Source organism: Adhaeribacter terreus, assembly GCF_042657365.1.
GTDB lineage: Bacteria > Bacteroidota > Bacteroidia > Cytophagales > Hymenobacteraceae > Adhaeribacter_A > Adhaeribacter_A terreus.
On record NZ_JBHSKT010000002.1, the window covers coordinates 521782 to 546975 of the forward strand.

Genomic DNA, 25194 nt, shown 5'->3' on the forward strand with positions numbered 1-25194 from the left:
TTTTCTATCTTTTCAGATATCTTTTTCAGGTCTTTTTCGGAAAGAATTTTTTGCTTTTGCAGGGAGTCGGTGAAAGCCGGAATAGGGTCACGGTGTTTCCAGGTTTCCACCTCTTTTTTGTCGCGGTACTGCTCGGCATCGAACATGCTGTGCGCCCGGAAACGGTAGGTATTGCAGACCAAAAAGTAAGCCTTACCGGTTTTTCGGATAGTTTCCGTCGCTTCGTGGGCGGCTTGTAAAACTGCGTTCAGATCCATGCAGTCTACTGAAGTTACTGCAATGCCATACGCCGCCGCTTTTTGCTCCAGATTCGTATTGGCGTGGGTATAGTGAATTTCGGTACCCATAGCGTAAAGGTTGTTTTCGCAGACGAACAGCACCGGGACCTGCCAGAGGGCGGCCAGGTTCATGGCTTCGTATCTGTAGCGGATTTGTCAATCCGCGTGATTGGGCATTTAAGTGGCAAACGCGGATCAATAGACCCGCCACAGTTTGCTTCCGAATCTATAGATCCGGAAGAGCATCTAAAAGAGTAGTTCCGTTTTTTGTCTCCCTTTGGAGGAAGTAGGGGAGGACTCACGCATTTCGGATAATGATCAGATAATGTGAAAATCCTCCCCCCCAACCCCTTCCAAGGGAGACTTTTTTAGAAATTACCTGAGCAGTATTTCTACCTGAAACCATATTGTTTATTGCGCTATCCAGCCGCCGTCTACAACCAAAGCGTGGCCGGTGGTGAACGAGCTGGCATCGGAGCAGAGCCAGATGGCAGCTTCGGCAATTTCTTCGGGCCTTCCGCTGCGGCCAATTGGTTCTGCGCTGATCATGGCTTCTTTGGTGGTTTTGTTTTTCTCTACAAAGCGGTCTATCATGGCGGTTTGAATTACGCCGGGGCAAACGGCATTTACCCGCAGGCCAGTGGTGGCGTATTCTAGGGCGGCGGCTTTGGTTAGGCCAATTACGCCGTGCTTAGAAGCTGTGTAGGCCGGAATTCCCGGGAATCCGATCTTGCCGGCAATGGAAGAGCAATTCACAATGGAGCCTTTGCTGTTTTTCAGCATTTCCGGAATTTCGTATTTCATGCAAAGCCACACGCCTTTCAAGTTAATGCCGATCACTTTATCGAAATTCTCTTCGGTGCAATCGGCGGTGGGAGCAGATTCGCCTTCTATACCCGCATTGTTGAACGCGTAGTCGAGGCGGCCGAAAGTTTTTACGGTTTGTTCCACCATATTTTTCACATCGGCAGGTTTGGAAACATCGCATTTTATAAAGACCGCTTCGCCGCCGGCGGCTTTTATGGTGTTCACCGTTTCCGGGTCTTCTTTCCAGTCTACCACGGCTACTTTGGCGCCGCGCTGGGCAAACATAATGGCGGTGGCGCGGCCAATGCCAAAGCTGGCGCCGGTTACAATGGCTACTTTGTTTTGGTAAGGTTTTTCCATGTTCAATAATGTTAACGAACTACTATTATGAGAGAGAACAACTGCCGGGCAGAACTGTTTTAATTTAAAAAGGGAAAAGTGAAAGGGGCATGCTGACTTCTGAATGCGTGAATAAATTAGTTGCCCATCGTTTTGAATTTCAAAACACAGCGTTTCCGGCTGCAAATAAAAACGTACTTTTGATCAGGGATTGAAACGATTTCCTAAAATGGCTTCCAGATCTTCTTTATATACCACTTCTTTTTCAAGCAGTTTTCCGGCCAGTTTTTCCAGCAGATCGCGGTTCTGACTTAAAGTGTTTTTTGCCAGTTCGTACGCTTCTTCTATCAGTTTTCGGACTTCGGCATCTATTATTTTCCCGGTTTCTTCGCTGTAAGGTTTTACCAGTTGGTTTTGCTGCTGGTCAGTAGAATCGTAAAAACTCATGTTGCCGATCTGCTTATCGAAACCGTAAAATGCCACCAGCATGTACGCTTCTTTGGTAACTTTTTCCAGATCGTCTAAGGCGCCGGAAGTTACTTCCCCAAAGATCAGTTCTTCGGCGGCGCGGCCTCCGAGCGTAGCAGCCATGTGTTCTTTAAAAGCCGTAAAAGATTTCAGCTGACGCTCTTCGGGCAAATACCAGGCAGCGCCTAACGATTTTCCGCGCGGAATGATCGAAATTTTTACCAGCGGATCTACGGTTTTCAGTTTCCAGCTTACCACCGCGTGCCCGGCTTCGTGGTAGGCAATTATCTTTTTTTCTTCGGGCGTAATGATCTTGCTTTTCTTTTCCAGTCCCGCAATTATTCTATCCAGCGCATCCAGAAAATCCTGGCGGCTAACCTGTTCTTTTTTACTTCGGGCGGCAATTAACGCGGCTTCGTTGCAAACATTGGCAATATCGGCGCCGGAAAAACCAGGAGTTTGCGCAGCCAGAAAACTTACGTCAATGCTTTCGTCATATTTTATGGGCCGCAGGTGTACTTTAAAAATGGCTTCGCGTTCGTGCAGATTCGGTAATTCGAGGTAAATATGGCGGTCGAAACGGCCGGGGCGGAGCAGGGCAGGATCCAGGAGTTCGGCACGGTTGGTTGCTGCCAGCACAATTACGCCGCTGTTGGTTTCAAAGCCGTCCATTTCGGTAAGTAATTGGTTCAAAGTGCTTTCGCGCTCGTCGTTGGAACCCTGAAAATAAGCACTTCTGCCGCGCGACTGACCGATGCTGTCAATTTCGTCGATAAATATAATACAGGGCGCTTTGGCTTTGGCCTGTTTAAAAAGATCGCGCACCCGCGAAGCACCTACGCCTACGAACATTTCCACAAACTCCGAACCCGACATGGAAAAAAAAGGCACTTCAGCTTCGCCGGCTACGGCTTTGGCCAGCAGCGTTTTACCGGTTCCCGGCGGGCCAACCAGTATCACCCCTTTCGGAATTTTGGCACCTAATCTGGTAAATGTTTCAGGGTTTTTCAGGAAATCGATCACTTCTTTCACTTCCATCTGCGCTTCTTCCAAACCGGCTACATCCCGGAACGTTACGCCGTCTTTATCCTGGTGTTCGGTGAGCGTTGCCTTCGATTTACCGAAGCTGAAAATGGACGCGCCGCCCGCGCCGCCACCTGCCCGCCGCAGCATAAAACTCCAGAAAAAGAAAAGCAGCGCTAACGGAAAGATCCAGCTTAAAATATTGAGCAGCCAGTTACTTTCTTTCTTGTAGCTTACGTCCACGCGTTCGGCCAGCGGTACATTTTTCTGCGCTTCATCCAGTTTGCGTTCCAGAGTTTCTGCTGAGCCAATGGTAAAAGTATAATGTGGACCGGGATTAAGGGTTTTGCCGTCGGGTTTCAGAATTGTATTAAAGGGCACCGAATCGGCAAAAGTTTCTTTTAAATATACCAGCGCTTTTTCGTTATTTATTACTTCGATCTTTTTCACTGCTTTGCGGGGCAGCATGTCTTTTTCCAGGGCCAGCCAGGTAGTTTGCTCCGAAGCGGTTTTAGAATTGTTAAGCCACATAAAAAGCACCAGGCCCAACAGCATCAGATACATCCACGGAATTGCCGGCCGTTGTGGCTGGGGCGGCGGTTTGCTGCCTTTTTTTTCGTTGTTGGAAGGTTCTTCGGCCACGTTTCAGAGACTATAGTTTTTTACTGCAAAAGCATACCGTTTTCATCGGTTTATAGCGTTTTGCAGCGCGTGTTTTTAATTAATTTTTAGCAGGTTGCGGAAAGCATCTGAGTTTATAACTTGTACGGGAAATGCATTTTTATTGGCAATGCTTTTTGAAGTTCAATTGTCTGAGCCTGAATATGAATAGACCAAAAAAAGCCCGGAATATTATTCCGGGCTTTAGACAAACTGTTCAGGATTAGAATTTCAAATCATTATTCCCTATCCTGGTTGGTTCAGATTTAATTCTTTTATGCGGAAGCGCTGCTATCATTTCCAGCCACCACCCAACGCCTGGTACATATTCACTGATGCGTTCAGCTGCTGCATTTTGGTTTCGATCAGTTCAAACTTCGATTCCAAGGCTTCGCGTTGCGTTAATAAAACTTCCATGTAATCGGCGCGGGCAGAACGGAACAGGTCGTTGGAAATGGTAATCGATTCCGTTAAAGCCTGTACTTGTTGCGATTTCAGGTCGTAACTTTTACCGAGGTTTTCGATTCGGTTTTGCTGGTTTATTACTTCCAGGAACGCTTTTAAAACCGTTTGCTCGTACTTGTAAACCGCTTGGATCTGTTTCGCATTGGCGCTGTAATAGGTAGCTTTTATTCCATTCCGGTTAACCAGCGGTGCCGCCAGATCGCCGGCCAGCGAGTACAGCAACGATTCCGGCGCTTTCACAAAATAACCTGGGTTCAAACCTCGTAAACCAACCGCCGCATTTATGCCCAACGAAGGATAAAAATTAGCGCGCGCTACTTTCACGTCCAGATCGGCGGCAGCTAATTCCAGTTCAGCTTGTTTTATATCGGGACGGTTTTCGAGTAATTGCAAAGGTGCACCGGTTTTCAAAGCTGCCGGCGATAAACTGCTAAAAGCACTCGCGTTTCTTACAATAGGTTGCGGATAACGGCCCACCAGGAAATTGATGCGATTTTCAGTTTCCACGATCTGTTGCTGAATATCGTACTGCAAACTTTGCGTTTTCAGCACCTCGGCTTCGAAACGACGCACGGCCAGTTCGTTTACTTTAGCGGCCTGTTTTTGGTACCGCACTACTTCCAATGCGTTGGTCTGAATGCCGATATTTTGTCGCACAATTTCCAGCTGGTTATCGAGCGCCAATAATTCGTAATAGGAATTCGAGATCTCCGCGATCAGGTTGGTAATCATAAAATTCCGGCCTTCTATAGAAGCCAGATACCGGTTTACGGCGGCCTTTTTCGCGTTGCGGAGTTTGTGCCAGATATCCACTTCCCAGTTTGCATAAGCGCCTACAAACATATCGGTTACCGGCTCCGGCATTTCTTTTCCTGGCTCAATCTCGGTGGTAGCTTCCATGGCCCCGATGTTGGTATAGCGGCTCACTTTATCTACGCCGCCGCCGGCTCTTAAACTTACCGAGGGCAGATATTCGCCTTTGCGGGTCCTGATCTCGTTGCGGGAAATTTCGAGTTCCTGCAGCGTAATATTCAGTTCCTGGTTATTATGCAAAGCCGTATCGATGAGGGCTACCAGGTTCGGATCGGTGAAGTATTGTTTCCAGTTAATTGTGGCCGTAGAAACGCTATCCTTTTGGGCCGTAAAAGTCGTGGGAAGGATCTTGGCCGGTGTTCTTGACACCAGCGTGGGTACGCAAGCGCTATAGGAAAGGGCCAGAAAAGTAAACCCTAACCAGTTTTTTATTTTTCTAATGAACATATTTTTCAGTTTCTTCAGTTTCGGTAAAAGCATCTATGGCGTGCACGTAATCTTCGGTCAGGGAAGTTTCTTCTTCGTCGCGGATCAGCTGTCGGCCATCGGCGAGATGCGCGAAAATGTAGTACAGACCAGGCACAATAATTACCCCGAAAATGGTACCGAACAGCATGCCGCCCATAGCCGAAGCCCCGATGGTGCGGTTACCAATAGCACCCGCGCCGGTAGCAATAATAAGCGGAATCAGACCGGCAATAAATGCGAAGGAAGTCATCAAGATAGGTCGGAAACGTACTTTAGCACCTTCAATGGCTGCCTCGAAAATAGAGTAACCCTGGTGGCGTTTCAGCACGGCAAATTCCACGATGAGCACCGCATTTTTACCAAGCAAACCAACCAGCATGATCAGACCGATCTGCGCATAAATGTTGTTTTCAAGGCCCATCAGTTTCAGCAACAAAAATGACCCGAACACCCCGGCCGGCAACGAAAATACTACTGCCAGCGGAATGATAAAGCTTTCGTACTGCGCCGCCAGAACAAAATACACGAACACCAGCACGATCAAAAACACGTAAAGCGATTCGTTACCGCGGATCGATTCATCGTAAGAAAGACCTTCCCAGGCAATGTCGTAGCCTTTCGGTAAAGTTTTTTCGGCCACTTCCTGCACGGCTTTGATGGCATCGGCGGTGGTATAACCTTTAGCCGGCTGCCCTTGGATAGAAGCCGAATTATATAAGTTGAAGCGCGTAATTTCGTTTGGACCCTGCATTTTTTTCAGGCGCATGAAAGCCGAATACGGCACCATTTCACCGGCATCGTTCTTCACGTAAAGTTTTAGAATATCGGAAGGCAGGCGACGGAATTGCGGATCGGACTGCACGTAAACCTTGAAGAACTGGTTGAATTTAATGAAGCCTTGTTCGTAGGTACTACCAATCAGAATATTCAGGTTTTCCATGGCCTTGCCAATCGAAACACCTTTCTGCATCGCCAGGTTGTTGTCGATCTCCAATTCGTATTGCGGGTAATTGGCTGCGAAGAAAGTAAATAAGCCCGAAAGCTCTTTGCGCTTCGCCAGATCGTCCATGAATTGCTGGTTTATTTTGTCGAATTCGTGGTAATTGGTTTCGGAATTTTTATCGAGCAAGCGCATGGAGAAACCACCCGAAGAACCGAAACCCGGAATTGCCGGCGGCTCGAAGAATTCAATTACCGCACCCAGGCCTTTGGAATGCTCTTCCAACTCTTCCATGATCTCTTTCACGTTGTGCTTCCGTTTAGACCACGGTTTTAAGTTGATGAGGCAGGTACCGGCATTGGAACCACGACCTTCGGTCATGATCTCGTAACCGGCCAAAGATGAAACTGATTCGATGCCGTCAATTTCCTTACAAACTTTCTGCAGGCGTTGCGAAACCTGGTTCGTTTTTTCTAAGGTTGAACCCGGCGGCGTTTGAATGATGGCGTAAATGGTGCTTTGGTCTTCGTTCGGAATAAAGCCAGCCGGCAGGATCTGGTTTTCCCAGAAAATACCCGCGCCAAACAGCAACAGAATTCCGAAAGTCAGCCATTTGCGGCTCACCATGCGGCGCAGCAACGCCACGTAGCGGCCGGTCAGTTTATCGAAGCCGCGGTTAAAGCTATCCAAGGCTCTGGTAAGCAGGTTTCTTTTCCGTTCGTGGCCGTGGTGGTTTTTGAGCAAAATGGCACAGAGCACCGGGGTAAGCGTAAGCGCAATTACCGCCGAAATCACGATGGAACTGGCCATGGTAATAGAGAACTGGCGGTAAAACGTACCAACCGGACCACTCATAAACGAGATCGGCAGGAACACGGAAACCATAACCATGGTAATGGCAATAATGGCCCCGCTGATCTCGCTAAGCACTTTTTTCACGGCGTTGTAAGGCGAAATGTGCGGTTCTTCCTCAAACTTCGCGTGCACGGCCTCCACGACGACAATGGCATCATCTACCACAATACCAATGGCGAGCACCAAAGCAAAAAGCGTAACGAGGTTTATAGAAAGTCCGAAAAACTGGATAACGAAGAAGGCTCCGATCAATGAAACCGGCACCGCCAGAATAGGAATTAAAGTAGAACGCCAGTCGCCGAGGAATATGAAAACTACGATGGCAACCAGAATGAAGGCGTCTCGAAGCGTGTGAATTACCTGCTCAATAGAAGCATCGAGGAACTGCGAAACGTCGTAGCTGATCTTGTAATCTACGCCCGGCGGGAAGTTTTCTTTCATTTCGTCGAGGCGGGTTTTTACTTCGGCAATTACATCTGAAGCGTTACTGCCGTAGTTCTGCTTCAGCACGATCGCCGCCGATGGATGCCCGTCGAGGTTGGAATAAATATCGAAGAATTCGCTGCCGAGTTCTATTTTAGCAATGTCGCGCAAATGAATGCTCTCGCCTTCGGAATTGGCCCGCACAATGATGTTTTCGTACTCTTCGGGTTTGTTGTAGCGGCCTTTGTAAGTCAGCACGTATTCCAACGATTGCGCTGCAATACCGGAGCTTTGCCCTATTCTTCCCGGGCGACCAATAATGCTTTGTTCAGCCAGTGATTCCATCACTTCTTCCACCGAAATGTTGTAAGCCCGCATCCGATCCGGATTCAGCCAAACGCGCATGGCGTAACGGCGACTACCTAAGATCTGCGCCCGCGCCACGCCTTTTATCCGCTGGATTTCCGGGATCATTTTTACGGTGGCGTAGTTGAACAGAAACTTTTCATCCATGCTTTCTTCCTTGGAGTAAAGGTTCACGTACATGAGCATACTCGGCTGGATCGGCGTGATAATTACCCCTTCGCGCTGCACGAGTTCCGGCAACAGCGGCATTACCTGGTCCACACGGGTTTTCACCCTAATTACCGCATCGTTTGGATCAGTGCCCGGTTCGAAAATGATGCGCAAAGTAGCTTCGCCGGCGCTGGTGGCATCGGAAGCAATGTAGCGCATGCCTTCCACGCCGTTAATGGCTTGCTCCAGCGTAATTAAAGTGGATTTTACCAGTACATCGGCACTGGAACCCGGGTAAGCAATGAAGATATTGACCGTGGTTGGTGCAATGTCGGGGAACTGGGAAATGGGCAACTTTTTAATTGCCAGGGTGCCCACAAACACGATCATAATGGAAATAACGATCGCGAAGACGGGTCTTCTTATAAATTTACTAAACATGTTTTCTGATTCTTGAATTTTAGATTATTCCGCGTATAGCTCTAACTGCGACATCACTTTTTCCGGTGCTACAAACTCAGAATGGATCTTTTCGTTTTCGCGTACCTGGCGTAAGCCTTCCAGCAGAATTTTATCGTCGGGTTGCAGGCCTTTCTGTACCACGTAAATGTGCGGCAACTCGGCAGCTACGGTAATTTCCCGCGATTTTACTTTGCCGTCTTTGTCGATCACGTACACGTATTTCTTCTCCAGCACTTCATAAGTAGTTTTCTGGGGAATAAGCATAGCGTTTTTGAGCGGAATGGTCATGAGAATGTTGCCGGTTTCGCCGTGGCGCAGCAAACCATCCGGGTTCGGGAAAGTGGCCCGGAAAGCAATGTTCCCGGTCTCGTTATTAAAATCGCCTTCAATGGTTTCTACCACGCCGGTGTGCGGGAAAATCTGGCTGTTAGCCAGTTGTAGTTTTACCTTCGCTTTGGCCCCGGTTTTTTCCTGGTTTTTGTAATCTAAATATTGTGCTTCCGGCACGTTGTAGTACACCCACATTTTGCTGTTATCCGAGAGGTTGGTGAGCAATTCGCCTTCTTCCAGCAAACTGCCTAACCGCACGTGAAACCGGTCGATGATGCCGTCGAAAGGCGCTCTGATTTCGGTGAATTGCAGGTGCACATTGGCCAGGGCGGCTTCGGCTTTGGCTTTTTCCAGTTTGGCTTTGGCCATGGCTTCTTCGGTTTTGGCTACCACGTTGCGGCTGGCCAGCGAAGCGGTATTCTTGTATTCGATATTGGCAAAATTTACTTCGGCCTGGGCTTTTTTCAGTTCGGCTTCATACAAATTCGGCATGATCTGGAACAGCAACTGGCCTTTTTTAACGTGCTGGCCTTCATCTACAAAAATCTTCTGCAGGTAGCCTTTTTCCTGGGCCCGCAACTCAATGTGACTAACGGAATGGATCTGACTAACGAACGTTTCGGTAAGGGTGGTGTCCTTCACTAAAGGGCTGGTAACCTTAAATTTGGTTTCGTGTTCTGCCTTTTCTTTGTGGGATTCGCAGCCTGCGGTTATTAAACTTAAACCCAGGCCCAAAAACATGAAAATACGCTTCATGGGGTTCTTTAAAGATTTATAATAAAATTGAATGGAAATGAATGAAATGCGGAGAAATGCTGCTTTTTCCGAAGTTGAAATTCCGCCTGCCAGCTGCTCCGGGAAACGGAACTGGCTTCCCGGAGCAGGGATCACTTTAAAAAATTCTGAAAGAAAAAGCCGGTGAGAGTACGACTTTTCCGGCCTGAAACCATAGCGTTTTGCCAGCTTTAAAAACAAACCGCAGGTTCAGGTAATCTCAGCATTCAGGAAAGTAAACTGACAGGAGGTTACAGGTTTTTCAGGTGCATTGAAAAATGCCCGGAAATGGGAAACCTGAAACGGATCGGAAACAGAAATGCCGTAGCCCGCAGCTTTTAAAAAGCGCAGTTACGGCATCAGCAGAAAAGAAAACTAAATTCGGAAATTACAGTTCAGCAGGAAAAGCGGGGCGTTTTTGCCTTTAGCTAAAGCGTATAAATTTACATAATTCGCCGAAGGGCCCGCCCGTAAAACCGGCAGAAAATAAGGAATTTCGGTGAGAGCGTAATCGAAGTCGAGGTTAAACTTCAGACTTTTGTCTTCGCCTTCTTTTATGAGCGGCGTGGTAACAATTACCACATCGGTAGAAGCTTTTTTAACCGTGGTTTCGGCTTTTGCGCCCGGCTCTACTGTGATCTGGCAAACCGAAAACGAAGCGGCATTGAGCGTAGCTGCCGCTGCATAAAAGCCGGCCACGTTGCACGTGGTAGCAAATATTAACAGGTAAGTAGCGAGCTTTCTTAGCATCAGAATTCGGAAAGAATTGGTAATTATGGTGCAAAGGTATGAAATATCAGCCTTAGTTCAAAAAATTGTAGTTTCCCAAATTTAACAATTCGCTCACAAATGACTTTATAAAACGTCTGCTCTTCAGGTTGCGCACGTTATTTATGCCGGTTTATTTTGAAAAACGGTAGGGTTTTGGGCTGAAAAAGTGCTTCTGATTTTAATAGAAAACTGAAAATCAGGTTGGGTACGGCAACTTATCCCGGATATTTGCGCTACATTACCGCAACCTTTATTTTAACCTGTTATTCTTATATGGAACATCTTTTTTCGCCACTCAAAATCAAAAGCCTGGAATTTAAAAACCGCATTGTGGTTTCGCCCATGTGCCAGTATTCTGCCGAAGATGGATTTGCCAACGACTGGCATCTGGTGCATTTAGGCAGCCGGGCGGTTGGCGGAGCAGCTTTGGTTATTGCGGAAGCTACCGCAGTTTCGCCGGAAGGTCGTATTTCTCCCGGCGATCTGGGTATCTGGAAAGATGAACACCTTGAATTTTTGCGGCGCATCACCAGTTTTATTGCCGCCCAACACGCAATTCCGGGCATACAACTGGCGCATGCCGGAAGAAAAGCTAGTAAAAGTGCGCCCTGGCTCGGTAATATGCATTTAACTCCGGAAGAAGGTGGTTGGGAAGAAATTTACGCTCCCAGTCCGATTCCGGTGAATGATGAAACGCCGGCGCCTTTGGAACTCACTTTGGAGCAGATAAAAAAAGTAATTGAGGATTTTAAAAATGCTGCGAAAAGAGCTTTGCAGGCTGGTTTTAAAGTAATTGAAATTCATGCAGCCCACGGGTATTTGTTGCACGAATTTCTGTCGCCGCTTACCAACCACCGCCCCGATAATTACGGCGGAAGTTTTGAGAACCGGACGCGGTTTTTACTGGAAGTGTTGGCCGGAATTCAGGAAGAATGGCCGGCAGATCTGCCTTTGTTCGTGCGGATCTCTGCGACGGATTGGGTAGAAGATGCGCCGGAAAGCTGGACGTTGGATCAATCTGTAGAACTGGCTAAAATACTAAAAACGAAGGGTGTGGATCTGGTAGATTGTTCTTCCGGAGGGAATGTGCCGGTGCAGAAAATAAAACCGGGGCCGGGTTACCAAACGCCTTTTGCCCTGGAAATAAAAAAGCAAACCGGAATTTTTACTGGCGCCGTAGGATTAATAACTACTGCTCACCAGTCCGACCACATCATCCGGACCGGACAGGCTGATATGGTAGTAATAGCCCGGGAATTTCTGCGGGATCCGTATTTTGGATTAACCGCGGCCACGCATTTAAGGCAGGAAATTGAGTGGCCGGTGCAATACGAACGCGCTAAACCCAGAAAATAAAAGCAAAAAACGCTATGGTTTTCAGACCGAAAACCATAGCGTTTTTTTATGGAATAAATTGAAATTCTGAACAGACTTTTTCAGCCTGAAACGATAGCGTTTTTAACGATCCAAAACCAGACCGAGGGAGAATTGCAGCAGTAAGGCTTCTTCTTCAGAATGCCCGAATAGTACGTTTAGCGCATAGCGGTGTTCAATAGGCGCAATATAAAAACCAACGCCATAGCCTTTATGAAAACCACCCGCATCGCTGCCCTGGTACCAAACTTTTCCCTGATCGTAAAATGCTACGGCACCGTAATAAAAAGGTAGAACAGACGTGCGCACACGGCCCAGATGGAAACGCAATTCGGTATTTAGATAAGCAGAACGGTCGCCGAAAAAGCGGTTGTTTACGTAGCCGCGCAGGTTATCGTTCAGGCCCAGAGAGGTGTATTTATAGAAAGGCAGATCGTGACCATAGTTGCGTGCTCCGCCAAGTTTCAGGGCTAAAGTAACCGGAATTTTAATGCGCGCCGTGCCAAAATATTGGCCGGAAAGCTGTGTTAAACCAAAGGAATTTTTCTCGCGCGATAATCGCTGATAAGTGGTGTGGCTGAATTTGAAACGCAAACCTCTGGTCGTAAAACTGGCATTATCGCGCAGATCGAAATCGAGTTCGGCAAGGCCGCCCAGCAAACTTTCTTTTCCGGTAATTAATTCACGGGCAGTTTCTTCGTTTAAAATGGTACCGTTTTGCGGATTGGAAACGAGGTATTCATACAAAGGTCCGAAACGGAAAAAACTTTTGCGTAAAAATCTGGTCTGCGTAAAACCATTCATGCGCAGCCCTTTGTAGCGCGAACGATAAAAATCTTCGTCGTAAAGGGTTTCGTTTTTAAGAGTGTTGTTGCCCAGGCCGAAGAAATTGTAATGCGGGAAATACGAGCCGTAAGAAGCTTCGCCACCCACACTCCAGGTACCCAACACATTGTTCCAGATACCCCCACCGGTAAGCTGAAAAGCACCTTTATTTGTTCCCCGGATATCGAACGTATAGATGCGTTTTTCTTCGGGTTCGCGGAATAAATAACGCCCGAATTTCAACGTTAAACTGGCACCAAGTCCATCGGAGCGGTTATAAACCAAACCGGGAACCGGCGACATGTAATTGTAGCGGAATTCCTGACGGTTATAATCGTTGATATGCAGAGCATTGGAGGTAAGGTCTTTCGCTTCAGTTCCAAGCTGTCTTTCGGTTTTAGTTACGTCGTACACCCGGGTATAATGTTTGCGACCGGGCACGGAAGAATTATCGCGGATGATATCGGCGCCCTCGCCACCAATTACGCGCACTAAAATGCTGGTTTCGCTGCTGCCCGAAATATCGATAACGTCCTTGCCATCCAGCGCAAATATCCGGATCTCCTGCGTTTCTTTCGGGTAAAATATACGGTCGAAATACGCTTCGCCTTCCGGGTCGTTGGTTTCCTTATCTTTCTCGAACTGACGCACGCGCACAGAATTATCGGGCAGGCGCTCTACTTTAAAATATTCGTTCTTATTCGACCCCACCACATCTACTATCAGCGCCAGGTTTTCATAGAATTCATCTAAAGCCTGCGGTAGTTTTTTGATGCGGTTCTTCAGTTTATAAGCGATCAGGTTTCCGGAAACCGGAATCACTTCGGCGGGTTCGGCCTGAATGGCTTTGTCGATAGTGGCTTCGGTCATTTCGGCTTGTAATTCGCGGGCAATTTTCTGCCAGTCTTCGCGGGTCAAGTTTTGCAGCAAAGCCCGGTCCAGGTGCCGTGCCGGGTGCGTTAAACTTTTTATACCTTGATAATCGTAGCCGAAATTCTGAATGGTTTTTACACCAAATGGCTGATCGGCGAGCCAGGGAAAAAAGCCATCCCAGCGGGAAAAAGCGTGGTCGCGGTCGCGCGGAATGGGTTTATAAATTCGTTCTCCATTGCTGTTTTTGAAACCTGCCCAGCGCCAGTTATCATCGTGTTTACCAAAATCACCTATCCAGATATCAAACGCGCGGGCTTTACCAAAAGCATACGCATCCAGGCGGTTATCATGATCGTCGTAAAGTTTCCGGAAAAGGCTGTAAGTCCGGATCACATCATCGGCGCCGGCAAAACCTTTTTTTTCTTTTTCAGGATCAACCGGCCGGTCTTCGAGCATGCCAAATAAACCGGCATATTGTGCACGGTAAGGTCCTAAAGCCAGGTCGTTGGGCAATACATAAAGTTGCGGACGAGCATGCAGAATATCCGTAGAATCGAGCAAAGCGGAAACGATGATCGCGCCATAAGGCTGTTCAGTGGCAGTAATATCGCGGAGCACATTCGTCACAAAGGTTTCGCGAAGTGCTAGCGGCAGGGCTTTTACCGGGTCTTTATCTACGGAACGGAATACAAAGTCACGACCATCCCTGGCGCGGAATTGCAACGAAGTGGTTTGCCTTCCGCCGCCACGACCCACGGGCTTCAAACCGCCGTAGGTTTTGCGTAGATCAAGCAGCGGAACTTGTACGGGAGTAGTCCAGGTGGTGCGGTAAAGCCGGCCAAAGAAGATCCTTTTCAGCCAGTTGGCTTTGTACTGCGGTCCCGGAACTACAGTCACTTTTCCGTTCTGAATTTCCATATAAGTTTCAGGCACGGAATCGGGCGCGGTGCAGGGAATAAAAAAACGGTTTACCGGCGTGGAAGCAGAGTCGGCAGATTCTTTAGCGGAGCACGGGGAGGAAAATAGAATGTTACCGGTCAACAGGTTCAAACGCGCCGCATTCAATTTGTAAAAATAAGCCAGTATTTCGCCGTTCGGGTAATATTCCAGTTTGGTAAAACCGGTTTTGGCAGCTTTAAAAATAGTTTCTGTGCTTTTGCCAACGGGTTCTTTTTCGGTTAAACTTCCGGAGATCAGGTGGTAAGTTTCATCGGAATAATTCAGTTGTAAATTGTATTCGTGCGCCGAAGCATAGATCAGGCCGGGGCTTTGTTTAAATATTTTAACCATTTGCTCCCGAAAAGCTTCGTACCGGAAATTACTCATATCGCGGGGCGTACCGATATTCTGGCGATAAGCGGCATAAACACTTCCGAAAACAGGCAAGGGAATGCGGTTGCGCGGGTTTTTATCGGAAAGCGGAAAGATGTGTTTCATGAGCGTCATGCGGCCGCCGTAAACCCCGTTGGAAATTACCGGATGATGCCCGACCACCAGCACGTTGCGATTTTCAGCTTCGGTAATTTCTTCCTGCAATTCTTCCACAAACTCCTGGCGGGTCAGTATTTTGCAATCGGTATCGGTAACTTCAGGTTTATCGAAAGGGTGCATCCACCAGCTCGAATTAATAGCAACAATGCGCAGGAACGGGTTCACATCCAGCACTTCCGGGCCCGGACAGCCGCTTCCCGGCACAAAACCGTTTTTATAAGGCAGGCGGCTTTGCAAATATTTCTCCAGCCGTTTCACCGCTTTTAGGCCATCTTTACCGGAATTGTTCCAGTCTTTATCGCCGGGAATGAATATGATTTTTCCTTTGGGATTGTCTTTCACCAGGTTCACGAGTTGTTCCAGGCGCAAGGCATCTTCCGGTTTAGGTTCTTCGGGCCAGCCTTTATTTAAAGCAATATCGCCGAGGTGAATGATGGTGAACGGATTTTTTTGTTTGTCAATTTCCTGTTTCAGCAAGGTATAACTTTCCGGGGAAAGCGGTTTGGTGGCGGTGTTGCCGAAAAGGTAAACCGGGTAAGGATCATTCTGAGCGAAAACGGTAGGAGAAAAGCATAAAAAACTAAGCAGCAAAAAGATCCGGGTCATAGAAAAGTAAGAATTCTGAAAATGCTATATCTGTGCAAAGGTAGGTTTACTGCCGAAACCTTGTTTAAGTTTTAATTTCGCGATCCGGAGTTTTTTGGTGCAATTTGATACCGTTTTTGCCGCGTTTCTACTTTACGAATGCGTATATTTACGCCGTTATTTCTGAAGAATTGCCATGAAAATTATCGAGTGTCCGCGCGATGCCATGCAGGGAATTACGGAATTTATTCCCACCGAAACCAAAGTGCACTACCTCAATACGTTGCTGAAAGTCGGCTTCGATTCGCTGGACTTTGGTTCGTTCGTTTCGCCCAAGGCCATTCCGCAAATGCGCGATACGGCAGAAGTGCTTGCGCAGCTCGATCTTTCGGAAACCAAAACGAAACTGCTGGCCATTATTGCCAATTTGCGCGGCGCAGAACAGGCTGCTTCGCATCAGGAGATCCGGTATTTAGGTTTCCCTTTGTCCCTTTCCGAAACGTTTCAGCAGCGCAATACCAATAAAAGCATTGCCGAAGCGATGACGGAAGTTGCAAATATTCAGGAAGTTTGCGTGAAAAATAATAAAGAGCTGGTAACGTACCTTTCCATGGGTTTCGGAAATCCGTACGGTGATGACTGGAGCGCGGAAACGGTAGGGGAATTCACCCAAAAACTCGATGCGCTGGGCGTGAAAATTATTTCCCTTTCCGATACCATCGGCGTTTCCAATCCGGAGAATATCAGCTATTTGTTTTCGAGTTTAATTCCGGCGTTTCCGCACATTGAGTTTGGCGCGCATTTGCATACCAATCCCAATACTTGGCGGGAAAAAGTGGAAGCTGCTTACCAGGCCGGTTGCCGTCGTTTTGATGGCGCGATGAAAGGATTTGGCGGCTGCCCGATGGCGAAAGATGAATTGGTGGGAAATATGGCCACCGAAAACCTGGTGCAATATTTCCGGAATGTTGGAGTTGATTTGAATTTGAACGAAGCCGCTTTTGCCGAAGCATTTGCCGAAGCTGGTTCCGTGTTTTTGCATTAGAATATGGCGCGTAAACCCATTGTAGATATTTTTATTCCTTGCTTTATAGACCAGCTGCTGCCGGAAACGGGCATGAATATGGTGAAGGTTTTGAAGCGCGTTGGTTGCGAGGTGCGTTACAACCCCAACCAGACCTGCTGCGGACAACCTGCTTATAACGCCGGTTTTTACAACGAAAGCTTGGAAATTGCCAATAAATTTCTCGACGATTTTATTTCGGAAGAAAGCAATTACGTGGTAAGTCCGTCGGCGAGTTGCGTGGGCCACGTGCGCGGTGCCTGCGCCGAAATGTTCGTGACTTCGCCGCGTTTTATCAATTACCGCGGCCTGGAAAAGAAGACCTTCGAGTTTACCGAATTCCTGACCAAGGTTCTGGACATCGAGAAAATTCCGGGCGCCAAGTTAGATGCCAAAGCTACCTATCACGATTCCTGCAGTGCTTTGCGTGAATGTAAAATTGCGGCCGGTCCGCGTGCCTTACTTCATTACGTAGAAGGTTTGGAGTTAATTGAAATGGCAGAAACTTCTACCTGTTGCGGTTTTGGCGGTACGTTTGCCGTAAAATTTGATGCTATTTCGGTGGCGATGGCGCAGCAAAAAGTAGAAAATGCTTTGGCAACAGGCGCTTCTGTTATTGTTTCCACCGATTCTTCGTGTTTAATGCACATTGATGCTTATATCAAAAAGAATAAGATCGATATGAAAGTAATGCACATTGCTGATGTTTTGGCGAGTGGCTGGTAGTTTTTTAGCTTGAAAGCATAGCGTTTTATCTCTCTTTTTTCGTTGTAAAAGAATCAATAAAAAAAGCCTTCATACATCATGAAGGCTTTTCTGTTTTAAAACGCTATCGTATCAGGCTTGAAAACTGCTTTTACAGCAAATTTTGGATCTTCGTTTTTAATCCGGCGGAAGCTTCTACCAGTGGTAAGCGTACGCTGTCTTCGCAGATTCCGTAGAGCTGTAGCACGGCTTTCACACCAACCGGATTGCTTTCTTCGTACATCAGCGGGTTCAGTTCCAGAAAATCGAACATGAGTTTGGAGGCTTCGGCGAAATTATTTTCCAGCGCCAGTTTCACCATGTTGCTGAATTTTTCCGGGAATGCGTTTGCCAGAACCGAAATCACCCCGTCCATTCCGAAAGAAACCATTGGAACAGTCAGAATATCTTCACCGCTGATCACCAGGAAACCTTCCGGCTTGTTTTTCACGATGTGCATGCATTGCTCCAGGTTTCCGGATGCTTCTTTAATGCCGATAATATTATCGTGATGTGCTAATTTCAGGGTTGTATCCGCGGTCATATTGCTACCGGTTCGACCAGGTACGTTGTATAAAATAACCGGTACCGGACAAGCATCGGCAACGGCTACATAATGCTGGTAAATACCGGCCTGCGAAGGTTTATTGTAATAGGGGCTTACAGATAAAATGGCCGAAATGCCATGGAAATCGGTCGCTTTTATGGTATCTAAAACTGCCTGCGTATTGTTGCCGCCAATGCCGTAAACCAACGGAACACGGCCATCTACATGGTTGCGGATCGTATCGAGGATCTGCTTTTTTTCTTCCGTAGTGGTCGTTACTGATTCGGCAGTTGTGCCGTTGATCACGAGGTAATTTACACCGCCGTTAATGTTAAAATCAACCAGCTTTTTCAGGCCATCGAAATCTACGCTTAAGTCTTTTTTGAAGGGAGTTACCAGCGCAACGCCGGTGCCTTTAAATTTATCCATGATATTAATGTGCTAATTTTTTAATGTGCTAAAGTGCTACTTTTTTGTTAGAAAACCCTACCGTTTTGGTCTGTTCATTTTAGTTTTTGGCCTCGAAATCCTAGCTTTTGCAGATCACCAACAACAAACAACCAACAACTAATCAATCATTTTCAAAAATTCCTGCTCGGAAATAATTTTTACCCCGAAGCTGTTGGCTTTTTCCAGTTTAGATGGCCCCATTTTATCGCCTGCAACTAGATAGGAAAGTTTTTTGGAAATGGAGCTTACAATTTTGCCGCCGTTTCTGGTAATTAAATCTTGCAATTCGTCGCGGCTGAACTGTTCGAAAACGCCGGAAATGACGAAAGTATGCGGCGCTAGTTTTTCGGAAACCGGGCCGGTTTCTTCTTTTTCCGGCAGCTCCATTTGTAAACCTTTTTCGCGCAGTTTTTCTACCATTTGCAGATGCTCGGGTTTGCTGAAATAATGCTGCACCGAAAACGCAATGCGGTCGCCGATCTCCGGAACGGAAACCAGTTCTTCCAGCGTTGCTTTTTTCAGGTTGTCGATGCTGCGGAAATGGGCGGCTAATTTTTGTGCAACCGTATTACCAACAAAGCGAATTCCCAAAGCGAAAAGCACGCGGTCAAAAGGAACTTCTTTCGATTTTTCGATGGCGTTCAGCATGTTTTCCACGGTTTTTTCGCGGAAACTTACTTTTCGGGTTTTACCGGTTTCCTCGTCTTCAAAAACTTTTTCCTGCCCGAATAAATTCTCAAATGTCAGGTCATAGAACATGTCCGGTGTACGTACCAAGCCGCGGTCGAAAAGCAGTTCGATTTTTCCTTCGCCTAAACTTTCGATGTTCATGGCTTTGCGGGAAATGAAATGTTCCAGTTTGCCTTTTATTTGCGGCGGACAGCCATCTTCGTTAGGGCAATAGAAATTCGCCTCACCTTCGGCTCTTACCAACGGACTTTTACATTCCGGGCAGTGATCGATATAAGCTACTGGCTGGCTTCCGGCTATACGTTTTTCAACATCAACGCCGGTAATTTTTGGAATAATTTCACCGCCTTTTTCTACAAAAACCGTATCGCCTTCGTGAATATCGAGGCGCTGAATTTCGTTGGCATTGTGCAGCGACGCGCGTTTTACGGTAGTGCCGGCCAGTTGTACAGGTTTGAGCAAAGCCACCGGCGTAACCGCACCCGTGCGGCCCACCTGATACTTAATTCCCAGCAGCGGCGTAGCGGCACTCATGGCTTTGTATTTATAAGCAATGGCCCAGCGCGGACTTTTAGCCGTGTAACCAAGCTCTTCCTGCTCCGCGAAATTGTTCACTTTAATTACAATGCCGTCGGTGCCGATCGGGAGTTCAAAACGCTTGGTTTCCCATTCGTTAATGTATGCTAAAACTTCGTCAATAGTAGTACATTTGCGCCAGGTTGGTGAAACATCGAAACCCCATTTTTTCATGGCTTCCAACGTTTCAGAATGCGTTTCGAAAGGAAGTTTTTCGCCGAGCATGCTGTACACATAGCAGCTTAGTTTTCGTTTGGCTACAACCGCAGAATCCTGCATTTTTAGCGTTCCGGATGCGGCATTTCTTGGGTTTGCCAACAACGCTTCGCCAATATCTTCGCGTTCTTTGTTCAGTTGGTCGAAAACCGATAAAGGCATGAAAACTTCCCCGCGAACTTCCATTTTTGCCGGAAAATCAGCGCCTTGTAAATGTAGCGGAATGTTTTTAATGGTGCGTACATTGGCCGTAATATCGTCGCCGCGCGTACCATCACCGCGGGTTACGCCACGTACCAATTCACCGTTTTCGTAAGTCAGACTCAAAGCCACGCCGTCGAATTTCAATTCGCAAACATATTCGAAATCGCCTTCAAGCACCTTGCGCACGCGGTTATCGAACTCCCGGAGCTCCGTTTCGGAATAGGTGTTGCCCAGCGAAAGCATGGGGTAGGTGTGGTAAACCGTCGGGAAAGTTTTGGTAATGGTGCCGCCCACGCGCTGGGTAGGAGAGTTGACGGCTTGCAAACCCGGGAATTCCTTTTCCAGCTTCATGAGTTCTTCCAGCAGCATATCGAATTCATAATCCGAAACTTCGGAAACGGCGTGCTGATAATACTGGAAATTGTAGTGGTTTATGAGGCGGGTAAGTTCTTTTATGCGTTCGGCGGCCTGGGTCTCGGTCATGGTAAAGTAATGCGGTTTTTCAGCAGAAACAAAAGTACGAAAAAGGGCAGAAGCACGGCCGAAAAAACGGTATCATTTTCGGGGTAAAAAGTAAAAGGCCACCCAAAGGCAGCCTTAAACGGTAGGGTTTTACACTAAAAAAGTGCTGATCTACAGAATGATAATGCCTTTGGCGTCGAAGGTAAGCGTTGTATCAGGCTGGGTAATAGCCATAATTTCTTCCTTGCTTTTGCCGGCATCTTCTAAATAATGGCGCTGCTCATCTACCGGAATGATCTTGCGATATGCTACCCCTTCCATAATGGCGTTTTTGCCGGAAACATCTTTCGGAACGAAATAATCGTCTTCGCCAAACATTACGCGCATAGCTTCGCCGGTTGGCATTTTAATGGTTACCCAACAGCCTTTCATCTGGCAAACTTCTTCAATTTCACCCGAAATCTTAACCTCCATGCTGTCTTTTCCGGCCATGTTTTTTACAAGATCCGCTACGGCAATGGCGTTATCTGGCGTTATTTTTTCGCCGTAGCTTTTGCCGCCATTTACCGAAGTTTCGGTCTTTTCAATTTCGGTGGTTTCGGTTTTTGTTTCCGATTTGGTGCAGGCTGCAAACGCTAAAATGCTGCAGGCTAAAGCCGGGTAAAGAATTTTTTTCATGTTAAGTGAATGGTGAATGAAGCTACCAATTTAGAAAAGTAATTCGGGTTTTAAAAGCGGCTTCAATTACAAAAAGGCAATTTGGAAATGTTTTAAATATTTTAGAAAGTTATACCGGTTTTGAAGGTCAGGTAATTGAAGGTGAATGATCTTTCATCGTAAGTAAATTTTATTTTACTGCTGTGCATGATCCGGTAGCCGAGGCTGAAATTTACATTTTATTGGTGATAGTTGTTAGTGGAAAAGTAATTTCCTTTGGAGACAGACAACGGGTTTTACTTTTTCGCTGCTTAAACATACCGTTTTTTTTTAGGTAATTTTAGCCGTAATAGTGCCTTTCTGCGTTTATTTTACTTATTTCGAATATTACCACTGAAAAATACGATGGAAAACGAAAACAAAAATACTTCCGGTTTACCCGATATGGCTTTTGCTATTTTGAACCAATTAAGCGGTATGAACGCCGAATTCAGTTTCGATTTTGAGAATATGGAACTGCAAATGCCGGGGAAAAGTATTGCAGAACCTGAAAATAAATTCCGCCTGAACGGCACACTTCGCATTAAAACTAAAGGCACTAAAAACCAGCAGTAATTTGATAGGACAAAACTTCGATATTGACGCGCAACTGGTGGTTTCGGCCAACGATACCAATTTTGTATTGGTGGCTCAGGACCATTACATCATCGTGAATTTTCCGGATTTTAAAGCGCTGGAAAACATGAAAAAATTAGCACCCACTGGAAATGGTAATTCCGGGAATAGCAATGGTAATAATATCCGGGAAAAAATATCTTCCGGCGGACCGCTGAAAAAACTGCAACAGGTAAACGATCAGGTCCGGGAGCTTGGGCTGGTGGTAGATGTGCGGGTAAATAATAAATCGTACATTGAACTGGGCAGCAGTAAATCAGCAAAGATCAAAGCCGCCGCCCTGTTTGGCATTGTTGGCTCGTTCTTTAGCAGATAAGATTTATGATATTTCTTTGAGGTTTGCACGCTAAAATGCAAACCTTCTTTTTTGGGTAAGTACTGAGTTTTTTAGCTCAAAACCCTATTGTTTTTAAGGCTTTACGCAAAAGAAAATTTGCGCCGGAAATTTTTTTCTATAACCAACATGCGGCTAAAAATCGTATGCAAGGGTACAGGAAATCAAAAGGTTGGCGTACATTCTGGCAGGAGCTAAAGCATGAAATCGGATAATAAAAATAAAATCGGGGCAACTCACAGATCTTCCCTTTCCCGGATCGATAAAATACACCCGGTTAAAATGCTGCTGTACCTTTGCCTGGTAGGTATTGGTACCATTTTCCTGATCCTGCTGCTTGCGTATGCCCGCACCGAAGTTGCCATGTTGCAGGAAGTGCAGGTGAGGTTTCCGAAATTTTTTAGCGTGAGCACCGTCCTGATCCTGGTCAGTAGTTACACTTTATTGCGCACTCACCGCTTTTACCGCAAAGATAACCTTACCAAAATGGCGCGTTACCTGGGTATTTCGCTGGCCCTGGGTTTTGCGTTTTTGCTGTCGCAGGTTGGCGGCTGGTACGAACTGGCTAAAAACGGTATCGTTTTCAAAGGAAAACCCTACGGCTCTTACCTTTATCTCATTACGGCGTTGCACGCTTTGCACGTTGTTGCTGGCATCATGTTCCTGATCTACATGTACTTCAAAAGTTTTTTTTCTTCGGTAGATCCTATCCGTACGTTGGTTTACATCCGCGATCCGTTCCGGAAACTGCAGCTTGGTTTACTTACTACTTACTGGCATTTTATGGGGGCGCTGTGGCTTACTTTATACTTCGTTTTCCTCTTCCTTTTTTAGCCACAATTGTTACAATAAAACTGTTTTAAGCAAAAGGAAACCTGCCTGAAATTCAGTATGTTTGTAAATACGGATCTAAATCCGGCAACATTACGCAGCAATCTTTTTTCTATGCTTAAAAAATTTACTACCGGCTTGTTTTTACTGGCTGTTGTATGGGCTGAACAAGCCGTAGCGCAGGGTAGCCAAGCGTGTGCCCATGTGCGCACCAAACCAAATCTGCGCACTGCGCTTGCTACCGCCAACCAGCAGAAGCTTATGAATAAATACGACATCAATTTCTATAAACTGGACGTAGCACTGGAAAGAACTTCCACTTACATTGCCGGAAATGCAATAATTCAGGCCCGTACCAAAACTGCTCCGCTCGATACTTTTGCCTTCGAACTGCACCAGAACCTGACTATTGACTCCATAATTATTAATGGCGCAAAACGCACGTTCACCCGCCAGGCTGGCATGACCTATGTGCGCTTTTTACCCGCACTTCCGGCTAATTCGCCTCTAAACGCTACAGTTTTTTATAAAGGAACGCCGCCAACAGCCGGTTCGGCAGCAATAGGGGAGGGAATGAGCAGCGCCACTTCGCCAAGCTGGGGTAACCGTGTAACCTGGAGCCTGAGCCAGCCTTTTTCTGCCTACGAATGGTTCCCGTGCAAGCAAGTGCTAACCGATAAAGCCGATTCTGTGGAAGTTTGGGTTACAACAAGTGCTTCCAATAAAGTTGGTTCGAACGGTATTTTAAAGCAAACTACTACCTTGCCGAGCGGTAAGAAAAGATACGAATGGAAATCGCGTTACCCGATCGATTATTATCTGATCTCGGTGGCAGTTGCTGAATATAACGAGTATACCATTTATGCAAATCCGGTTGGGGCGCCAAATCCAATCCCGATCGTAAATTACATTTATAATAATCCCGGCACACTTCCGCAATTCCAGGCTGAAATAAATAATACGGCCCCCATGCTAGTAAAATTTTCGGAGCTGTACGGATTGTATCCGTTTCACAAAGAAAAATACGGGCATAGCATGGCGCCGCTTTCCGGCGGTATGGAACACCAGACCATGACCACGCAGGGCTTTTTTGAATTTACGTTAACGGCCCACGAACTGGCACACCAGTGGTTCGGCGATAACGTTACCTGCGGCTCGTGGCGCGATATCTGGCTGAACGAGGGCTTTGCCAGTTATTCGGAATATATAGCGCTTGAACATTTGCGGCCAACGCAGAAACGCACCTGGATGGATGATACGCATGCCAGCGTACTTTCCAGTCCAAACGGCAGCGTTCATGTTCCGGCAGCAGATTCTATGAACGTGAACCGGATATTCAGCAGTCGCCTGACCTATAATAAAGGTGCGGCGGTTCTGCATATGCTGCGTTTTGAAATGAATAACGATTCTTTGTTTTTCGCTGCGCTGAGAACCTACCAGCAGCTATTTAAAGATGGCACTGCAAAAACAGAAGATTTCAAACAGGTAATGGAAAATGCTTCGGGCAAAAACTTAACGCCTTTCTTTAACCAGTGGGTTTACGGCGAAGGTTACCCGACTTTTGACCTTGTATGGAATCAGACCGGAAAATACTTGCTGATCAATAGCATTCAGAATTCTTCGGTAGGCGGTATTACCCCACTTTTTGAAACCGATGTAGAATTTAAACTGGTCCGCAGCATTGGCGATACCATTGTAAAAGTGCGTCAGGATGAGTTAAACGAGTTTTTTTCTTTGAAAGTAGGTGGCACGGTAAGCAGCATTGAAATTGATCCGAACCAGTGGATCCTGAATATGGACGGCGTAATTACCCAGGATGCAAATCTGGTAAACGGTACGCCTTCGGAATTAGCTTCGCCAAAAATTACACTTTATCCAAACCCGTCTTCCGCTTTCTTAACTATTACTGATCTTGGTTTCCGGCCACAATTTATTCAGGTTTACGATGCGGCCGGTCGTTGTGTAAAAAATGTGAAAGCCAGCGGTTTCGATTCTAAGATAAAAGTAAGCGACCTGGCCGACGGTTTTTATTTGCTGAAAGTAGGAAATGCAGACAACGTAATTACCAAACCGTTTCAGAAGCAATAATTAAATTGAAAACGGTAGGGTTTTCGGCCCAAAAAGAAAACCGGCACTGTAAAATACAGGCCGGTTTTCTTTTTAAGAAACAATTTCGGAGATATTTCGTTTTTAGCAGACTTTATC

The 25194-nt window shown here is 46.6% G+C and carries 17 protein-coding genes and 1 pseudogene; 7 read left to right on the forward strand and 11 right to left on the reverse strand.

The annotated features are described in order from the left end of the window. Positions 1 to 14: 14 nt before the first annotated feature. The 7 genes and pseudogenes from ACFPIB_RS05195 to ACFPIB_RS05225 all read right to left on the reverse strand — a co-directional run. A pseudogene (locus ACFPIB_RS05195) lies at positions 15 to 410 on the reverse strand (thiamine pyrophosphate-dependent enzyme); the annotation flags it as partial. Positions 411 to 689: 279 nt separating this feature from the next. Further along, positions 690 to 1445 carry an SDR family oxidoreductase gene (locus ACFPIB_RS05200; protein ID WP_378016369.1) on the reverse strand — a complete coding sequence of 252 codons (756 nt, stop codon included), beginning with the start codon at positions 1443 to 1445 and terminating at the stop codon, positions 690 to 692. A 183-nt stretch (positions 1446 to 1628) separates the two neighbouring features. Next, the gene (ftsH, locus tag ACFPIB_RS05205) at positions 1629 to 3557 is read right to left on the reverse strand and encodes an ATP-dependent zinc metalloprotease FtsH (protein WP_378016370.1); all 1929 of its coding nucleotides are present in this window, start codon (positions 3555 to 3557) and stop codon (positions 1629 to 1631) included. A gap of 312 nt (positions 3558 to 3869) precedes the next feature. Beyond that, the gene (locus ACFPIB_RS05210; RefSeq protein ID WP_378016397.1) at positions 3870 to 5300 is read right to left on the reverse strand and encodes a TolC family protein; all 1431 of its coding nucleotides are present in this window, start codon (positions 5298 to 5300) and stop codon (positions 3870 to 3872) included. Next, positions 5290 to 8496, reverse strand: a complete 3207-nt coding sequence (locus ACFPIB_RS05215; protein ID WP_378016371.1) for an efflux RND transporter permease subunit — start codon at positions 8494 to 8496, stop codon at positions 5290 to 5292. The genes ACFPIB_RS05210 and ACFPIB_RS05215 overlap by 11 nt, the downstream gene beginning before the upstream one ends. A 24-nt stretch (positions 8497 to 8520) precedes the next feature. Then, the gene (locus ACFPIB_RS05220; protein WP_378016372.1) at positions 8521 to 9603 is read right to left on the reverse strand and encodes an efflux RND transporter periplasmic adaptor subunit; all 1083 of its coding nucleotides are present in this window, start codon (positions 9601 to 9603) and stop codon (positions 8521 to 8523) included. A 393-nt stretch (positions 9604 to 9996) separates the two neighbouring features. Next, a complete protein-coding gene (locus tag ACFPIB_RS05225) occupies positions 9997 to 10371 on the reverse strand; it encodes a hypothetical protein (protein ID WP_378016373.1) in 375 nt (124 codons plus the stop codon). A gap of 294 nt (positions 10372 to 10665) precedes the next feature. Between ACFPIB_RS05225 and ACFPIB_RS05230 the strand changes: the two genes are divergently transcribed. Further along, entirely contained in the window at positions 10666 to 11748 is a 1083-nt protein-coding gene (locus ACFPIB_RS05230; protein WP_378016374.1) for an NADH:flavin oxidoreductase/NADH oxidase, read from the forward strand. A 102-nt stretch (positions 11749 to 11850) separates the two neighbouring features. Here ACFPIB_RS05230 and ACFPIB_RS05235 read toward each other — a convergent pair whose 3' ends face one another. Next, positions 11851 to 15561: a hypothetical protein gene (locus ACFPIB_RS05235; protein WP_378016375.1), complete on the reverse strand. Its 3711-nt coding sequence runs from the start codon at positions 15559 to 15561 to the stop codon at positions 11851 to 11853. A gap of 175 nt (positions 15562 to 15736) precedes the next feature. Between ACFPIB_RS05235 and ACFPIB_RS05240 the strand changes: the two genes are divergently transcribed. Next, positions 15737 to 16585, forward strand: coding sequence for a hydroxymethylglutaryl-CoA lyase (locus tag ACFPIB_RS05240; RefSeq protein ID WP_378016376.1), 849 nt, complete (start codon positions 15737 to 15739; stop codon positions 16583 to 16585). A 3-nt stretch (positions 16586 to 16588) separates the two neighbouring features. Continuing rightward, positions 16589 to 17329 (forward strand): (Fe-S)-binding protein, encoded by a 741-nt coding sequence (locus tag ACFPIB_RS05245; RefSeq protein ID WP_378016377.1) that lies wholly within the window; start codon positions 16589 to 16591, stop codon positions 17327 to 17329. Between the two features lie 130 nt (positions 17330 to 17459). Here ACFPIB_RS05245 and dapA read toward each other — a convergent pair whose 3' ends face one another. The 3 genes from dapA to ACFPIB_RS05260 form a co-directional block, all read right to left on the reverse strand. Beyond that, positions 17460 to 18323 carry a 4-hydroxy-tetrahydrodipicolinate synthase gene (gene dapA, locus ACFPIB_RS05250; protein ID WP_378016378.1) on the reverse strand — a complete coding sequence of 288 codons (864 nt, stop codon included), beginning with the start codon at positions 18321 to 18323 and terminating at the stop codon, positions 17460 to 17462. A gap of 138 nt (positions 18324 to 18461) precedes the next feature. Further along, positions 18462 to 20513 carry an NAD-dependent DNA ligase LigA gene (gene ligA, locus ACFPIB_RS05255; RefSeq protein ID WP_378016379.1) on the reverse strand — a complete coding sequence of 684 codons (2052 nt, stop codon included), beginning with the start codon at positions 20511 to 20513 and terminating at the stop codon, positions 18462 to 18464. A 150-nt stretch (positions 20514 to 20663) separates the two neighbouring features. Next, positions 20664 to 21170, reverse strand: a complete 507-nt coding sequence (locus ACFPIB_RS05260; protein ID WP_378016380.1) for a DUF4920 domain-containing protein — start codon at positions 21168 to 21170, stop codon at positions 20664 to 20666. A 384-nt stretch (positions 21171 to 21554) separates the two neighbouring features. On the opposite strand from ACFPIB_RS05260, the gene ACFPIB_RS05265 reads away from it, so the two are divergent. The 4 genes from ACFPIB_RS05265 to ACFPIB_RS05280 all read left to right on the forward strand — a co-directional run bounded on the left by ACFPIB_RS05265 (position 21555) and on the right by ACFPIB_RS05280 (position 25077). Then, positions 21555 to 21764, forward strand: coding sequence for a hypothetical protein (locus ACFPIB_RS05265; protein ID WP_378016381.1), 210 nt, complete (start codon positions 21555 to 21557; stop codon positions 21762 to 21764). Position 21765: 1 nt separating this feature from the next. Then, positions 21766 to 22140, forward strand: a complete 375-nt coding sequence (locus tag ACFPIB_RS05270) for a hypothetical protein (protein WP_378016382.1) — start codon at positions 21766 to 21768, stop codon at positions 22138 to 22140. A 219-nt stretch (positions 22141 to 22359) separates the two neighbouring features. Then, positions 22360 to 22992 (forward strand): cytochrome c oxidase subunit 3, encoded by a 633-nt coding sequence (locus ACFPIB_RS05275; protein ID WP_378016383.1) that lies wholly within the window; start codon positions 22360 to 22362, stop codon positions 22990 to 22992. A gap of 111 nt (positions 22993 to 23103) precedes the next feature. Continuing rightward, positions 23104 to 25077, forward strand: coding sequence for a M1 family metallopeptidase (locus ACFPIB_RS05280; protein WP_378016384.1), 1974 nt, complete (start codon positions 23104 to 23106; stop codon positions 25075 to 25077). Positions 25078 to 25194: the final 117 nt, after the last annotated feature.

What these genes read in the sequence shown, in the direction of transcription:
- ACFPIB_RS05265 (WP_378016381.1), top strand. Translation starts at nt 21,555, where the DNA reads ATGGAAAACGAAAACAAAAATACTTCCGGTTTACCCGATATGGCTTTT.
- ACFPIB_RS05245 (WP_378016377.1), top strand. Translation starts at nt 16,589, where the DNA reads ATGGCGCGTAAACCCATTGTAGATATTTTTATTCCTTGCTTTATAGAC.
- ACFPIB_RS05230 (WP_378016374.1), top strand. Translation starts at nt 10,666, where the DNA reads ATGGAACATCTTTTTTCGCCACTCAAAATCAAAAGCCTGGAATTTAAA.
- ACFPIB_RS05260 (WP_378016380.1), bottom strand. Translation starts at nt 21,170, where the DNA reads ATGAAAAAAATTCTTTACCCGGCTTTAGCCTGCAGCATTTTAGCGTTT.
- ACFPIB_RS05235 (WP_378016375.1), bottom strand. Translation starts at nt 15,561, where the DNA reads ATGACCCGGATCTTTTTGCTGCTTAGTTTTTTATGCTTTTCTCCTACC.
- ACFPIB_RS05280 (WP_378016384.1), top strand. Translation starts at nt 23,104, where the DNA reads ATGCTTAAAAAATTTACTACCGGCTTGTTTTTACTGGCTGTTGTATGG.
- ligA (WP_378016379.1), bottom strand. Translation starts at nt 20,513, where the DNA reads ATGACCGAGACCCAGGCCGCCGAACGCATAAAAGAACTTACCCGCCTC.
- dapA (WP_378016378.1), bottom strand. Translation starts at nt 18,323, where the DNA reads ATGGATAAATTTAAAGGCACCGGCGTTGCGCTGGTAACTCCCTTCAAA.
- ACFPIB_RS05240 (WP_378016376.1), top strand. Translation starts at nt 15,737, where the DNA reads ATGAAAATTATCGAGTGTCCGCGCGATGCCATGCAGGGAATTACGGAA.
- ACFPIB_RS05210 (WP_378016397.1), bottom strand. Translation starts at nt 5,300, where the DNA reads ATGTTCATTAGAAAAATAAAAAACTGGTTAGGGTTTACTTTTCTGGCC.
- ACFPIB_RS05225 (WP_378016373.1), bottom strand. Translation starts at nt 10,371, where the DNA reads ATGCTAAGAAAGCTCGCTACTTACCTGTTAATATTTGCTACCACGTGC.
- ACFPIB_RS05215 (WP_378016371.1), bottom strand. Translation starts at nt 8,496, where the DNA reads ATGTTTAGTAAATTTATAAGAAGACCCGTCTTCGCGATCGTTATTTCC.
- ACFPIB_RS05200 (WP_378016369.1), bottom strand. Translation starts at nt 1,445, where the DNA reads ATGGAAAAACCTTACCAAAACAAAGTAGCCATTGTAACCGGCGCCAGC.
- ACFPIB_RS05275 (WP_378016383.1), top strand. Translation starts at nt 22,360, where the DNA reads ATGAAATCGGATAATAAAAATAAAATCGGGGCAACTCACAGATCTTCC.
- ACFPIB_RS05220 (WP_378016372.1), bottom strand. Translation starts at nt 9,603, where the DNA reads ATGAAGCGTATTTTCATGTTTTTGGGCCTGGGTTTAAGTTTAATAACC.